The sequence below is a fragment of the Clostridium oryzae genome (assembly GCF_002029235.1).
GTDB lineage: Bacteria > Bacillota > Clostridia > Clostridiales > Clostridiaceae > Clostridium_AE > Clostridium_AE oryzae.
Genome location: NZ_MZGV01000035.1, coordinates 1 through 15,926 on the forward strand (window position 1 = coordinate 1; position 15,926 = coordinate 15,926).

General features: G+C 32.0%; 14 protein-coding genes. 10 read left to right on the plus strand and 4 right to left on the minus strand.

All coding sequences use genetic code 11. The features are described from left to right. The first annotated feature begins 129 nt into the window (after positions 1 to 129). The 3 genes from spoIIAA to sigF are packed head-to-tail and all read left to right on the plus strand — an operon-like array spanning position 130 to position 1,680. On the plus strand, positions 130 to 465 hold the full coding sequence (gene spoIIAA / locus CLORY_RS14705; RefSeq protein WP_079425782.1) for an anti-sigma F factor antagonist: 336 nt from the start codon (positions 130 to 132) through the stop codon (positions 463 to 465). Between the two features lie 17 nt (positions 466 to 482). Then, positions 483 to 911, plus strand: a complete 429-nt coding sequence (gene spoIIAB / locus CLORY_RS14710) for an anti-sigma F factor (RefSeq protein ID WP_079425784.1) — start codon at positions 483 to 485, stop codon at positions 909 to 911. A gap of 10 nt (positions 912 to 921) precedes the next feature. Continuing rightward, a complete protein-coding gene (gene sigF / locus CLORY_RS14715; protein WP_079425786.1) occupies positions 922 to 1,680 on the plus strand; it encodes an RNA polymerase sporulation sigma factor SigF in 759 nt (252 codons plus the stop codon). A gap of 482 nt (positions 1,681 to 2,162) precedes the next feature. On the opposite strand, the gene lgt is transcribed toward sigF, so the two are convergent. Further along, positions 2,163 to 2,930 carry a prolipoprotein diacylglyceryl transferase gene (gene lgt / locus CLORY_RS14720; RefSeq protein WP_079425788.1) on the minus strand — a complete coding sequence of 256 codons (768 nt, stop codon included), beginning with the start codon at positions 2,928 to 2,930 and terminating at the stop codon, positions 2,163 to 2,165. A 32-nt stretch (positions 2,931 to 2,962) separates the two neighbouring features. Then, a complete protein-coding gene (locus CLORY_RS14725) occupies positions 2,963 to 3,772 on the minus strand; it encodes a Cof-type HAD-IIB family hydrolase (protein WP_079425790.1) in 810 nt (269 codons plus the stop codon). Positions 3,773 to 3,977: 205 nt separating this feature from the next. On the opposite strand from CLORY_RS14725, the gene CLORY_RS14730 reads away from it, so the two are divergent. Then, on the plus strand, positions 3,978 to 5,576 hold the full coding sequence (locus CLORY_RS14730; RefSeq protein ID WP_079425791.1) for a peptide chain release factor 3: 1,599 nt from the start codon (positions 3,978 to 3,980) through the stop codon (positions 5,574 to 5,576). A 705-nt stretch (positions 5,577 to 6,281) separates the two neighbouring features. After that, positions 6,282 to 6,845 carry an ECF transporter S component gene (locus tag CLORY_RS14735; RefSeq protein WP_341456646.1) on the plus strand — a complete coding sequence of 188 codons (564 nt, stop codon included), beginning with the start codon at positions 6,282 to 6,284 and terminating at the stop codon, positions 6,843 to 6,845. Positions 6,846 to 7,085: 240 nt separating this feature from the next. Here the strand turns inward: CLORY_RS14735 and CLORY_RS14740 are convergent, their stop codons facing one another. Further along, positions 7,086 to 7,253, minus strand: a complete 168-nt coding sequence (locus CLORY_RS14740) for a zinc-ribbon domain-containing protein (protein ID WP_079425794.1) — start codon at positions 7,251 to 7,253, stop codon at positions 7,086 to 7,088. A gap of 159 nt (positions 7,254 to 7,412) precedes the next feature. Beyond that, a complete protein-coding gene (locus CLORY_RS14745) occupies positions 7,413 to 8,492 on the minus strand; it encodes an endospore germination permease (RefSeq protein WP_079425796.1) in 1,080 nt (359 codons plus the stop codon). Positions 8,493 to 8,589: 97 nt separating this feature from the next. Between CLORY_RS14745 and CLORY_RS14750 the strand changes: the two genes are divergently transcribed. The 5 genes from CLORY_RS14750 (at position 8,590) to CLORY_RS14770 (ending at position 15,926) form a co-directional block, all read left to right on the plus strand. Next, positions 8,590 to 9,969, plus strand: a complete 1,380-nt coding sequence (locus tag CLORY_RS14750; protein ID WP_079425798.1) for a spore germination protein — start codon at positions 8,590 to 8,592, stop codon at positions 9,967 to 9,969. A 12-nt stretch (positions 9,970 to 9,981) separates the two neighbouring features. Beyond that, positions 9,982 to 11,097, plus strand: coding sequence for a Ger(x)C family spore germination protein (locus CLORY_RS14755; RefSeq protein ID WP_079425800.1), 1,116 nt, complete (start codon positions 9,982 to 9,984; stop codon positions 11,095 to 11,097). A 93-nt stretch (positions 11,098 to 11,190) separates the two neighbouring features. Beyond that, positions 11,191 to 12,282, plus strand: a complete 1,092-nt coding sequence (locus CLORY_RS14760) for a sensor domain-containing diguanylate cyclase (protein WP_079425801.1) — start codon at positions 11,191 to 11,193, stop codon at positions 12,280 to 12,282. Between the two features lie 135 nt (positions 12,283 to 12,417). Further along, on the plus strand, positions 12,418 to 13,650 hold the full coding sequence (gene tyrS, locus CLORY_RS14765; RefSeq protein ID WP_079425852.1) for a tyrosine--tRNA ligase: 1,233 nt from the start codon (positions 12,418 to 12,420) through the stop codon (positions 13,648 to 13,650). Between the two features lie 278 nt (positions 13,651 to 13,928). Continuing rightward, positions 13,929 to 15,926, plus strand: coding sequence for a hypothetical protein (locus CLORY_RS14770; RefSeq protein ID WP_079425803.1), 1,998 nt, complete (start codon positions 13,929 to 13,931; stop codon positions 15,924 to 15,926).

Below are 15,926 nucleotides of genomic sequence, written 5' to 3' on the forward strand. Positions count from 1 at the left end.
GAAATATATAATAGAGCACTCTAAAATTATTTTTGCATTAATGTATTAAATTATTAGACAATGCTTATTTGCTTTTAGAGTAACATAAAGTACAAAGGGGGGAATTACTCTGTATAGAGTGAACATATTATGAATTTAAAATTTAATAATATTGAACAAAAACTCGTAGTTCAATTCATTGGCGAATTAGATCATCATAGTGCAGAAGAGGTAAGAATAAAAATAGATGATAAGATAGATAGGGAAAAGCCTCAGTGCATAATAATGGATTTTTCTAAAGTATCCTTTATGGATAGTTCGGGAATTGGTGTAGTAATAGGCAGATATAAAAAGATGCTCTTAAAAAATGGACATTTATATATAACAAATTTAAATCCAACGGTACGAAGAGTATTTGAACTTTCGGGAATGTTTAAAATAATTAAAACTTTTGATACTGTAGATGAAGCTGTTAGTGAGCTATAAGTTGGGGGGAAGACTATATGTGTGATAATAAAATGAAAATAGAATTCTTAAGTAAATCTGAAAACGAGGGTTTTGCAAGGGTTGCAGTTGCAGCTTTTATTTCTCAACTAGATCCTACAATTGATGAGATAACAGATGTTAAAACAGCTATTTCTGAAGCAGTAACTAATTCAATAATTCATGGATATGGTAATGAAAGCGGTATTGTAACAATAGAAGCCACGCTTGAAGAAAATAAGGTCACAATAACTGTCTTAGATAACGGTATAGGTATAGATGATGTTGAACAGGCTATGCAGCCATTGTATACGTCTAGACCTGATTTAGAACGATCAGGTATGGGTTTCACAGTTATGGAAAGCTTTATGGATAAACTTAAAGTTGAGTCTAAAAAGAACGTAGGAACTAAGATAGTTATGGAAAAGATTTTTAAATCTATAAGTTAGGTGGAATAGTATGGAAGATAAGGCTGCTATGAGAGATAACTATAATTATGACGATAACTTTGAATTGATTACATTGGCCCAAGGTGGAGACAAAGCAGCATTGGATAGGTTAGTTGAAATGAACTTACCGCTTGTATCTTCTATAAGCAAGAAATTCATTAATAGAGGATATGAGTATGAGGATATATTTCAGATAGGTTCTATTGGGCTTATCAAGGCTATAAATAATTTTAATGACAAGTACAAGGTGAAATTCTCCACATATGCCGTGCCTATGATTATTGGAGAAATAAAAAGATTTCTTCGAGATGATGGGATAATAAAGGTGAGCAGAAATGTAAAAAATATAGCTAAAAAATTATATTTCGATAAAGAAAATCTGACTAGGAAACTTGGAAGAACTCCAACAATTGATGAATTATCTGAACATTCGGGAATAGATAAAGAAGAAGTAATAATGGCTATGGAATCTATACTTGGATTGCAGTACTTATATGATACGATACATCAAGATGATGGATCACCTATATTACTTATAGATAAATTAAGTCAGGACAGCGAAGAGGATATAGATGTAATTAATAGAATTGCTCTTAAAGATGCATTAAAAGATTTGGATGCTAAAGCCAGACAGATTATAATGCTCAGATATTTTAAAGACAAAACGCAGCTTGACGTAGCTAAGATGCTGGGAATAAGCCAGGTGCAAGTATCGAGAATAGAAAAAAAGGTACTTAGACAGATGAAGGATATGCTTAAAGATTATTAAATAGTTAAAAATTCTGAATGAGGAATGAGATAAGAGTAAAGAGCAGAGAGAAAAGAGAAAAGTGAATGAAGAAATTCTGCTAAGCAGAATTTCTGAGAACTTAAATCTGAGCATCAGCAGATAACTTTTTAAAAACTAAGACTATACGTAATATTCCAAAAGGATTATTAAAATAATTAGGAGTGTCTATACAATCAAAATTCCGCATTCCTCATTCTTAATTCATTAATTATCCTATGTTCAAATTTATGAATATTAAGAGTCAGGGCATAGGAAATGTTTACAGTCGGGGTTATCTAAGCACGCTCATTATCATTCGCAGATAACCCGTTAAAGGCCATTTAGGCCTTTAACCAACGGAGATATAGAGTGAATTTAGCAATTGTCAGCAAATTTACATAAAGTTTGTGTTACAAGTGCTTAATGAACGGATCAATCTAAGTAGGAAGTGGTTGAAGGAGGCATTTTCCAGCCGACGGAAATCACTTCCTACCATTTTTATCTAGTATCATTTTAATAATAAATACTAGATATAATGCAATTCCAAGTATACTTACCAGTTGTGCTACTCTAATTGGTCCAAGCATAAGACTGTCAGTTCTCAAGCCTTCAATAAAAAACCTTCCTATAGAGTATAATCCTAAGTAAGAAAAGATTACAAATCCTCTTTTTTTAGACTTGCGAATAAAAATTAGGAGAATAATGAATATGAGAAGATTCCACATTGATTCATATAAAAATGTTGGATGATAATATTTACCATATATATGCATTCCGTTCTGTATGAATTTGGGAAAATGACTTATATATGAATATGAAACTTCTCTTCCGTAGGCTTCTTGATTAAAAAAATTGCCCCATCGTCCTATGGCCTGAGCGATGATTATAGAAGGGGCAGCTACGTCAGCTACACTCAAAAAATGCATTTTTTTCTTTTGAGTATAAATAATAGCTGTCAGTATGCCGAAAATAAGTCCGCCATGGATAGCTAAGCCCCCTTGACGTATATTTAGCATACTTAAAAAGTTTCCTTTGTAGTCTTGAAATTGAAATAAAACATAATAGATTCTTGCACCAACGATTCCTATTGGTATAGCTAAAATAATTATATTTAAAAGATCGTCATAATTAACATCTCTCCATTTGCAATTATACTTTGCAATAATTATAGCTAGAATCATGCCTGTGCTTATTAGAATTCCATACCATCTTATTGAAATCCCGAATAATGAAAAAGCAACGGGGTTCATAAAATCACTCCTTAGATTTAATTAAAGACATTCTATTCGTTTAGAATAAATTTCTCGATAACATGAGCTACGCCGTCTTCCTCATTGCTTTTGGTTACGTAATCTGCGGCTAGTTTTACATTTTCAAAAGCGTTTTCCATTGCTACACCTAAACCGGCATATTTAATCATATGTATATCGTTGCCGGCATCTCCCATACAAATAATTTCCTCTCTTTTAATGTTAAGTATTTCAGAAAGATATTTTATACCAGTGCTTTTATTTGTATTTGGTTCCAGAAACTCCAAAAATATTGGGGAACTGCGCATCACAGAATATTTCTCGTAAACGTGCCGAGGAAGATTTTTCTCTACATAATCTAGTTTCTCTTTTTCCTCAACTAATAATACTTTTATTATCTTATCATTATCCAAATAGCTGTCGAAGTCGACTTCTTTAAGCGCAATTCTATTAATATTAGCTTCAAGCTCTGAAAATTTATTTTTTACGGGGGTGATACAATAATCTGTTGAGTCAAAAGCATGGATATGTACATTAAAGTCTCTACTTATTTTATATAAATATTTCAAGTCTTTTCCGCTCAAGCTTTTTTCAAAAAGCAATTTACCGCTTTTTAAGGTTTGCACTGCAGAACCATTAAAAGTAATAGCAAATTCATCATCACTATCTAGATTTAAATAATCTATATAATATTTTATGCCGTTTGCAGGTCTTCCAGTAGCTAAAACTACCTTAACTCCCTTTTGTCTAGCTTTTTCAATAGCTTTAAAGGTTTTATCTGATATAGTTTTATCGTTTTTAAGCAGTGTTCCATCTAAATCTAATGCTAATAATTTATACATATTTACAAAATTACCTCCGTTTATCTTAATAATTACAGTATAAAAAGCGTATTGTATAATCCATATAAAACTGTTATAATTTATAAGGTTTATGAAAAACATATATTTAAGCATACAGTGGAATTATAGCAGATAATAAAAACAATTAAAAGCGATAATAGCAAATTGAGAAATAAGAATTAGGAATGATAGAAGGAGAATAATAGTGGAAGATTTGATAAAAGAGATAAATAGGAGAAGAACTTTTGCAATAATTTCACATCCAGATGCAGGAAAGACTACATTGACAGAGAAATTTCTGCTATATGGAGGAGCAATAAGACTTGCAGGTTCGGTAAAAGCAAGAAAAGCTTCGAGACATGCAGTATCAGACTGGATGGAAATAGAAAAGCAAAGAGGTATATCAGTAACATCATCAGTAATGCAATTCAATTACGACGGCTTCTGTATAAATATACTTGACACACCTGGACATCAGGACTTTAGTGAAGATACATACAGAACATTAATGGCAGCAGATAGTGCCGTAATGGTTATAGATGCAGCTAAAGGTGTAGAGGAGCAGACTAAGAAGTTATTTCACGTTTGCAGCTTAAGAGGTATACCGGTATTTACATTTATAAATAAGCTTGACAGAGAAAGTAAGGATCCATTTGAGCTTCTTGAGGACATTGAAAATGTTCTTGGAATAAAATCTTATCCTATGAATTGGCCTATTGGTTCAGGAGCTGAATTTAAAGGCGTCTATGAAAGAAAGAATAACGTTGTTCAAGTATTTAATGGTGGAAATCATGGTCAAACTGAGGTTGAATCAGTAGAAGGAAACGTAGATGATGAAGTATTCAAAGATTTGCTGGGAGAAGCTCTTCACAATAAGCTTAAAGAGGATATAGAACTTCTCGATATCGCTGGAGATAGTTTTGATATAGAAAAAGTAAGAGTAGGAGAGCTTACACCAGTATTTTTTGGAAGTGCTTTAACTAATTTCGGTGTTGAGCCATTTCTGAAGGACTTCTTAGACCTTACACTTCCTCCGCTTCCAAGAATGGCTGACAAGGGTGAGGTTGATGTTTATTCAAACGATTTTTCAGCGTTTGTATTTAAAATCCAAGCTAACATGAATCCTGCTCACCGTGACAGAATAACATTTATGAGAATATGTTCCGGAAAATTTACTAAAGGTATGGAAGTAAATCATATACAGGGCGGAAATAAGATAAGATTAACACAGCCACAACAATTTATGGCACAGGACAGGGAAATTATTGAGGAAGCTTACGCCGGTGATATAATAGGAGTTTTTGATCCAGGTATATTCAGCATAGGAGATACTCTTTGCAATGGCAGTGAAAAATTTAAATTTGAAGGTATACCGACATTCGCACCAGAGTATTTTGCTAGGGTGAGACCTGCGGATACAATGAAACGTAAGCAGTTTGTAAAAGGAGTAACGCAAATTGCTCAAGAAGGTGCAATACAGGTTTTTAAAGAAGTTCATATAGGTATGGAAGAAGTAATTATAGGCGTTGTAGGAGTACTTCAATTTGAAGTACTTGAATATAGATTGAAAAACGAATACGGTGTTGACATAAAAATGGATAGATTACCATTTAGATATATAAGATGGATTGAGAATCAGGATTGGAATATGGATAAACTAACCATAACCAGTGATACTAAGCCAGTAAAAGATATAAAAGATAGAAATCTTTTATTATTCCAAAATGATTGGGGAATAAGCTGGGCCTTAGATCATAATAAGGGGTTAATATTATCTGATATTGGTAAAGAATCTGATGAATAATTAGAAATTACGAATTAAGTTAGAAAATTCAGCTGTGCTGAATTCCTAATAATAAGAGCATTTTGTGAATATTAAGAGTTAGAGCATAGGAAATGTTTACAGTCGGGGTTATCTAAGCACGCTCATTATCATTCGCAGATAACCCGTTAAAGGCCATTTAGGCCTTTAACCAACGGAGATATAGAGTGAATTTGGCAATTGTTAGCAAATTTTCGTTAAGATTTGGGTAGTGTTTGAGGCATAGCCGAGTTTGCCCTAATTAGAAAATTTGCATAAAATTTGTATTACAAGTGCTTAATGAACGGATCAATTTCTGCAGTGCCACAACATTTCCTTTTTTAGTCTCTAGGAATTTATGATTTTTTCCAATTGTGGATAACTTTTAATTAATATCAAGATAGATCCCTAAAGAGTAAGAAAGATGGGCATTAAATAAAAGAACGGTACAGCGTGTTTTCGAAGAAGTTAAAAAGAAACAGTAAAATATTTTGAAGTTAGTGAATTAAGATAGAAAGGTAATAGAATAAATAAAATAAAAGTATTATGTAAAAATTAAGAGCTAGGGCATTAAAAATGGTTACACCCGACATATGGTGTAACCATTTTTTATTGCTTATTAAAGAGTACCGGTACATTTGCAAAGTGTTTTTTAGCTAATATAATATATTATAGCAGCTGCAAATAATTATCGGGGGTTAAAAAGATATGATGCAATTAAAAAAACAGAAAAGTAGTGTTTTTTCAGTTAGAGATTTAGTTTTTACTTCGTTGATGGCCGCACTTATATTTATTGCGACATTTATAATTCAGATACCTACACCCAATAAAGGGTATATACATTTAGGAGATACAATGGTGTTTGTAGCAGCTGTGCTTCTAGGAAAGAAGAAGGGTTTTGCAGCAGCAGCCATTGGGATGATGCTAGCAGATTTAGCTTCAGGATATGCAACTTGGGCACCGTTCACATTTATTATAAAAGGAGTTATGGCACTTATAGCAGCATCGATAGCACTTAGAGGAGAATATAATGGTGAAAATCCAATTAATAACGTTTTTGCTTTCACTGTAGCAGGAATATGGATGATAGTTGGTTATTATTTCGCTGGAGCTGCAATTATGTATTTGATTTCAGGAACTGAGTCATCATTAGCGGCTGCGCTTATTGCGTCTACTGCGGATGTGTTGGGAAATATAATCCAGGCTGCATCAGGAATTATTTTAGCTAGTATACTGTTGCCAATAGTAACTAGAATATATAAGCATATATAAAAAATAAAAGATACTGGCATACGGCGACTAATCCCGTTCATTAAGAAATTGCTCTATGTCGCCTACTGCCATTATCTTACTACTTCTGTTGCCTGTTCAATTTTTAATCGCTGAGCTTTAAATATAATATTTAATCCTTATTTCTTTTTTCTTCATGGCTTCTGGTTATCTCTTGGGATAATCCCAAAAGTACAAAATTCTATAAAATCGTAGACAAGAAAAAAGAGAGGAAGACCTCTCTTAGAACTTTCTGTCTCTGTTATTTCTTTGAGCCTTTTTAGCTTTTCTACATTCAGGGCATCTAACAGGATCGTTTTCAAATCCCTTTTCTTTATAAAAAGCTTGTTCTCCCTCTGTAAATAAAAATTCTTTACCACAATCCTTGCATACAATAGTCTTGTCTGCCATTATATATACCTCCTTAAATCTTAGGAACATTCATACACGGACTAAAGCTTCCTGGATTTTAAGGAAGTGTAGCTCAATGATAAATCATCCTAATATATATTTATATACAATATCATTATATTAAAAATACTGTGTTTTTTCAATATTATATGGATATTTTTATGCATTTTTTTTCGAGCGAAATGAGTATATTCCAAAAATAATCCACGGAATGAGTACCATAGTTATAGCGTTGAAATAGCAGTAATAGTGCTGTAATTTTATTAGCCTTAAAAGGTTGCTAGAAGCAAAATAAGAAACTACTAATATCATCAGACTCAGTGATACAATTACATAGATATTATCAAATGAATATCTTCTTAAGATTGTTCTCAATGCGAAAAAGGTAAGTATGTATTTTACAAACCAACCGCCTAAAGTTTGGAATAATACAAATAATTCTCCATTTTCAATATATCCAAAATAGCTTATTTCTTGAGTCTGTATAAGTTTTGGGTAAACCAAATAGCCTGCTCTTTCGGGACCAAAAGAGACTATTGTTCCTGAACTTGACACCACCTGCATTTGAAAAATCATTAAAAAGCCAATTATCGAAAAACGTTTAATATTATGTACATCATGACTATCCACAAAATCTAGAAATGTAAAAAAGGTTAGTATCCCCCCATAATATCCAATACATTTTATTGCACCAATAATAATATCCATATTTAATCCGTGAGCTAATATTGGAAAGAGCAACTTATAGTTTTTATAAGAAGAAGTTAATATAACTAAATTTACACCGGCCAGCATAGCTAGAATCATTCCGATAATTGTAATTACAATTGTTGGAACAAGACCTTTCTTTACTGAGTATATTGCTGGTATTACAAATAGGATGAGCAGATACCAATGAGGAGTTTCGATAAACAAGTTAGTATGAACTGTACTTGCTTCTGTCGCTGCGCATTCGATAAGCATAACAATAAATGATAGAGCCGTCAGCAATAAAAAGATATTACCTAATATCTTGCCTAAAGCCCCAGTGTAGATTTCATATAAGTTGAATTTGCTGCTTTTTATCATTATATTTTCAACAGATACAATGTATAAGAGAATTACTATCGAAGCGATAATTACCGAAATCCATATATCTCTTCCAGCGTTTGAAATTGGAATACTTATATTGGTTTTGAGAGAAACTATACATGTTCCCCATATTACAAACATCAAATGTTTAGAATTAATTCTTTGCATAATTATGTACCTCTATTCAGCTTTCTATCCAAGTATAATACATATTATTTGCAATATTAAACGATATTAAACAATAAATTGGAAAGGAGTGACTCTAATGCTTGATATAGACCTTATAAAGAAAGAGTTGAAAGAAAATTTCGATGTAAAACATAGGATAATGAACCTAGACGGAAATGACATACATATAATATTTATCGATAATATGTGTGACTCAAAATTTATAAGCCAAAATATTATGAACCCTATAATTAATTATAATCAATGTATAGCAGATACGGATACATTAAAGAAAAGGGTCCTGTACGCTAACAATATAGATGATATTGATAATGAAGCAAAGGCTATAGAACATATACTTTCCGGTGATGTTATAATTATTCTTTCAAATACAAAGCAGGGAATTTTTTGTGAAGCTAAGGGTTTTGCAAAAAGGAGTATAGCAATTCCTGAAACAGAAGCTGTACTTCAAGGACCAAGGGAAGGGTTCAATGAAAGCATAACCGATAATATATCCATGATAAGAAGAAGAATAAAAAATGACAGATTGAAACTTGAAAGCTACACTTTGGGTAAGAAAAGCAATACTATGGTTATATTTTGCTATCTTGATGGGACTGCTCCTGATAGGCTAATTAATTATGTAAGAAACACATTAAATAACATAAACAATGATTTTATTCTAGACACGGCAGCCATAGAGGAAGCTTTAGTACACCATAAATCTCTTTTCGATCTTACAGGACGAAGTGAAAAGCCTGATGTAGTGGCCTCCAAGATTATGGAAGGCAGGATTGCAGTTTTAGTTGATGGTACACCTAATGTGTTAACAGCTCCGTATTTTTTTGTCGAAAACTTTCAGACTCCAGATGATTATTACATAAATAAGTACTACGCATCTATGTCAAGACTCATAAGGTGGGGTGCATTTTTTATTGCTACGCTGCTTACAGGATTTTATATTGCTATTACCACATACCATTTCTCACTTATACCTACGGTATTTGTTTTCAGGCTGGCTGTATCAAGATCGGGAGTTCCTTTTCCAACAAGCGTAGAAGTGCTTTTGATGTTCTTGTTTTTTCAACTAATAAAAGAGGCAGGCATAAGATTACCACAGCCTATAGGCCAGGCTATGAGCATAGTTGGAGCGTTGATACTTGGTGATGCTGCTACAGGAGCTGGAATAACATCTCAAACCACTGTACTTGTAGTTTCACTTTCCTCTATATGCTATTTTTTAGTACCTAAATTGTATGGAGCTATAACTTTTTGGTCTCTAGTATTAGTTTTTATGGCATCAATAAATGGACTCCCAGGATATTTTGTGGGATTTTTCTTAATGGTAACTCAAATCAGTTCTCTTGAAAGCTGCCAATACAATTATCTGTTCCCGATGGGTACATTTAGAAAATTTAAGTATAGAGATGTAATATTCAGAGATGATTTAAGGAACATATCAAAAAAGGTCCTGTGAAAGGGTGAGAAAATGAAGAAAATAATAGTTATTTTATCTTGTGTGCCGTTTATATTTTTGATGTCTGGCTGCTTTAATTACCGAGATATAAATAAACAGGTGTATGTTACAGCATTTCTTGTAGATATCGACGAGACTGATAATATAGTACTCTATAATGAAAGCTTTAAACCATATAAATCTACTTCTCAAGGTGTAGAAACGGGAGTAAGACTTGTTTCAAAGGGCATTGGCAAGACTTTATTTGAAGCTGAGAGGGATCTTAATCTTTCCAGTAGCTACAAGAATAATTATACACAGAACAAGGCAATAATCTTTTCGGAAAGAGCAGCAAGAAAGGGTCTCGATAAGTTTATAGATTTTATTGATAGAGACCAGGAATTATTGATAAGACCTCATGTTTTTGTGTATCTTGGAGATATAAATGATTTTTTTAATCTAAATATAAAAGAAGAAGAGTACATAGGAATGTATTTGTATAACCTTATCGAAAATGTTGGAGCTTCATCTAGGTCAGTAGAAATAAATTTTAACACATTAATGGAGAAGATGGCTTCCAAAAGTAAAACAACAGCGATAACTGCAATAACTATAAATCAGGAAGCAATGGAGCCTAAAATTCAAATTAATGGAGCTGCGATAATTGACAATTACAAGATGGTGGACTATATAGATAAGCGCAGAAGTCAAAGATATAGTTTTCTTATTAACGAAGTCAAGACAGGAACGATGGAAGTTACAAATCCTTATCATGATGATCAGTATGTTACGCTTGAAATACTAAATGCTAATACAAAAACAAGACTGTATTATCGAAACAATAATATATTAATGGAGAAACACATAAAAGTAAAAACCAGTTTAGCTGAAACTCAGAGGAGTGTATATTTAAATCCTAAAAGTGCTAAGATAATGGAAAAGAGTGCTGAAAACAATTTGATATTTTTTTGCTCGGACATTTTTCAAAAGTTTATAACTGAAAAAGTTGATGCATTTTCTATCCAAGACGAGTTCTATAGAAAATATCCGCATCTGCCTTGTAAGAATATATGGTATAAAACTCAACTGAAAATTTATGCTGATGTCGTTGTAGAAGGAAGCAGTGATAAAACCAATTGGTATAAGTAATAAGTTTTTGTTGATTATATTTCGAAAATAATTTAATATTATATTATAATCGAACGTTTATTTCATTGTACAGTTTTTCTGGGAGTTGGGGAAATGGTAGACTATAGGCAATTATATAAAAAGATAAAAGATGAATTTGAGGTATATCAAAATTTTACAGAAGAGAAGCTTCTTTCACTCACTAACAAGAACATTGAACTTGAAAAGAATTTGGATGCCATGGCGAATATAGTAGAGATTAGTAAATACATAAATTCCAGCATAGAAGATGAAAACCTTATTTCTATGATAAATGACATGATCATAGGAATATTAGGAGTTATGTATTCTACCGTATATATAAAAAATGGCAATGAGATTGAAATAATGGCTACCAATAAGAAAGATAAAAGTCATATTTATTTTGATGGAGATAAGTTAAAACTTCTAGAAAAAGATGAACCATTTGTAATAAACAGTAAAAGCTCAGTTCATGGACTAGAAGAAGAAAATTATGATATTAATATACATTCAGTTATAGGTGTTCCCATAAGACTAAGAGAAAAGTTTATTGGATATATTGTTGTAGAACATACTCATTTTAACTTTTTCAATCCAGAACATATAAAATTCATTTCGGCAATAGCCAACCAAATAGCAATAGCAATAGAAAATAATCAGCTGTATCAGAAAATAAAAGAGTTAGCTGTAAGGGATCCACTACTAGGAATATATAATAGAAGGTATTTTTTCGAAGAAGTACTAAAATATATAGCTAATAATAAAGAGCGGAGTTTTGCTGTTATTATGGTAGACATAGACTTTTTTAAATTAGCTAATGATCGATTTGGACACCAATTTGGAGATGAAGTACTTAGAAGTACATCTAGAATTCTAACAGAAAGCTTCAATAGTAACAGTATGGTTGCAAGATATGGCGGAGAAGAATTTGTCATATTTGTGCCGGAGATTATTAATGCTAGAGATGTTTGGACAGAAGTGGAGAATACAAGAAAAAGAATAAGTGAAAACATGGTTAGATTCGGTGACAAACATTACTCGGTAACTGCCAGTTTTGGAGTAAGTTTCTATCCGTACAATGGAACCGATATTGATTCGGTGATAAGTAATGCGGATAATATGTTGTACAAAGCAAAGCAGACAGGCAGAAACAAAGTAATGATGAGTGAGTTTAGCCATTTATGAAAATATTTAAAGGCCATATTAGGAAATTAAATTACTATTTCTTAAATGACCTTTTCAGTTTATGGGGTTGATTAAATATATAATTGACTGTATACTTATTTAGTGGATAATTTAAGTAAAAGCTATATAGCAAATATGGAGGTTTTATACGTGAGCGTTTATGATGTTTTGCTCGAAAGAGGATATATTAAACAATTAACACATGAATCAGAGATTAGAGAAATATTAGAGAAGGAAAAGGTTACTTTTTACATAGGGTTTGATCCTACGGCGGATAGTCTACATGTTGGACATTTTCTTCAGCTTATGGTAATGTCTCATATGCAAAAAGCTGGACACAGACCTATAGCTCTTATTGGAGGAGGTACAGCAATGGTAGGTGATCCAACAGGAAGAACTGATATGAGAAAAATGATGACTGATGAGGAAATTGCCCATAATATTCAGTGCTTTAAGGATCAAATGTCAAGATTTATTGATTTTAGCAATGGTAAAGCAATTATAGCCAATAATGGAGACTGGCTTTTAAATTTAAATTATATAAAGTTTATAAGAGAGATAGGAGTACATTTTTCTGTAAATAAAATGCTTACAGCTGAGTGTTTTAAGCAGAGACTAGAAAAAGGACTTTCGTTTCTTGAATTTAACTATATGCTGATGCAGGGCTATGATTTTCTTGAGTTAAATAGAAAGTATGATTGTTCACTAGAGCTCGGAGGAGATGACCAATGGTCTAATATTCTTGCTGGTGTAGATCTTATAAGAAGAAAAGAGCAGAAACCTGCCTATGGTATGACGTTTACATTGCTTACTAATAGTGAAGGTAAGAAAATGGGTAAATCTGTTAACGGAGCTGTTTGGCTTGACAGCAAAAAGACATCGCCTTATGATTTTTATCAATATTGGAGAAATGTTGACGATGCAGATGTAGAGAAATGTTTATCACTGCTTACATTTTTACCTATGGAAGAGGTAAGAAGGCTTGGAAGGCTTGAAGGCTCAGGAATAAATGAGGCAAAAACAGTACTGGCTTATGAAGTTACTAAGCTTATTCATGGAGAAGAAGAAGCTGATAAAGCTAAAAAGGCAGCTGAAGCTCTATTTAGCGGCGGTGGAAACATGGAAGGAGTACCAACTAGCAGTATTGATAAGGATATGATTGGTTCAAGTCTTATCGATGTGCTTGTGGCTACAAAGATACTTCCGTCTAAAGGCGAGGCAAGAAGGCTTATTTCTCAGAACGGTTTATCGATTAATGATGAGAAGGTTTCAGATATAGGCAGAACTCTTTCTGAACAGGACTTTAAGCAGGGATTTGTTCTAATAAGAAGAGGAAAGAAAAATTACAACAAAATTGTAATTAAATAATTTAGATAATTTAGATTTCCAGTATGCAATTGCAGGTAACGAATTTAACTATCCGACTGGCGAGCTGTAAAAAGATTGCTAGAAAGTCAGTGAACACTTGATAATTATTTCAGTGCGTTAATTCGTTATCTATTTGTACACTGGATTTCTTTAAATATATGGCTTTTTTAATTTGTGAATATATTAGGCGTATTAAATATGGAAAAGCGCTTTATAAATAGAAAATAACTACGATATATAACTATAAAGTATATATAAAAACGGAAAGAGGTGATTCAGTGGCTGCAATACAGAATCTGAATGGAGTAAATAATGTTCCGAAAAAGGTTTCAAGCAAAATAAGTTTTGATATAGGTGACAGTTTTTCGGGTAAGATTGTATCAAAAGATGAAAACGGAAAAGGAGCTACAGTAAGAACTAGTGATGGGTGGCAATTTTCGGCTCAGATTGACGATAACATAGATCAAATCCCAGATAAATATGTAAAATTTCAAGTAGTTGGTTATGAGGATGGAAAATTAAAATTAAAAATAGAATCATCTAAGCAGGAAAACAGTACTGACAGTGAGAAATTTCTAGAGAATATACTTAAGCAGAATGGCTTAGATAAAAACAGTGTTCCATTACTTCAAAAAATGGCTCAGTTCTCAATACCACTTACCAGAGAGAATATTTCTAAGATTAAAACACTTGTGGAATTTATAGACAAGCTTAAAGGTGATAGCAGTGAAGCTAAGGACTTCATAAGCAAGTATATGGCTTCTAGAGGAATTCTGCCAACCAGTGAAGAAGGAGCAAGTATTGAAGAGAGTTTAAATAAATTTTTTAAAGCACTGAATACACTGTCATTAGATGATCTATTGACTTTGCAGGAAAATAATATTGATATTACACCTGAAAACATTAAAAGTTATAATAACGTAATAAAAGGTGATCAAAGAGTATATAATATTCTTGAAAATTTGAAACAATCTTTGAATGAAAATTCAAAGCAGAGTAATAATGGGACTGTAAATTTAAATGCAGCAGATAATATAAATGTGAATGAACAGGAATTGATAAAACAGTTTACTGAGCAACTAAGCAATTCAAGTGCTGATATAAATAACAATGATATTGTAGAGAAAGATATTAACGCTAATAATTTGAAGAATGACATTAATATTAATGTACAAAATAATACGATTAATGAAAAATCAGAAGTTGATGTTGTAAAGAATACGATGGACGGTAAGATAACAGAAGATAATTTTGTAAATAATAAGTCTATAATTAAAGAAATAAATAGAGAAGAGACTTTATATAATAAATTAGCAGAGGTAATTAGTGATAATATAAACAGTGATAAGGCTTCGGTAAGCAAAACTAATCCTCAAAGCAGTATTGATAATAAAAATGCCAATACTTCTACACAAAATGTAGAAAAAGATACTATTAAGTTATTGTTAAAGAAGAATGATAATTTAGCTGAAAAACTTGATAATACAGTTAAGCAATATATTAAAGAAAACACAGGCTCTAATAATAAGGTAGATGTTTCTCAAAATAAAGAGCTGCATAGCAAATTAGAGAACATAATAAGAAATGATTTTAAAAATGTAACTAATATAAAGGATCAGGATTTAAGAGATATTATAAAAATATTAGCACAGCCTTATGAGAAGAATGCTTTATCTGAAAGTAAAAATATTAAGAACCAGGTAAAAGCTAATTTAGCTCAGATAACGGCTAATGATGTATTAAAAGAGGTTAGCGAAAAGAATAATTCTGTTAAGCAGATTATTAGTGAGTTACTAAAAAGATACGATGATTCTAAAAGCTTAAATTCAGACAGCATAGTAAATATGTTAAAAGATAACGCAAACGATTTGAAATTATTTAACGACTTATCTGATAAATATTACTATATGGATGTGCCGCTTAAATTCAATGAGGATGATTATTCCTGCAAACTCATCATAAAAGATGATAGAAAAAAAGGTAAGAAGATAGATAGTACAAATGTTAAAATTGCATTAAGTGTGGCAACGGTAAATATGGGGGTTGTTGATGCTTATGTAAATGTCAAGGATTCTAATATGAACATAGAGCTTAAATGCGATCCAAAATGGGTTAAGGTATTTGATATGTCGAAGAATAAATTGGCTAGTACATTATCAGGAAGTATTTATGCAATTTCTATAGTTGTTAATGAACGTGAGAAAGAAATGAACATAGCCAATTGCAGAGAATTTTTCTCAGAGGGCAAAAACAGCAGTATAAATGTTAGAGTATAG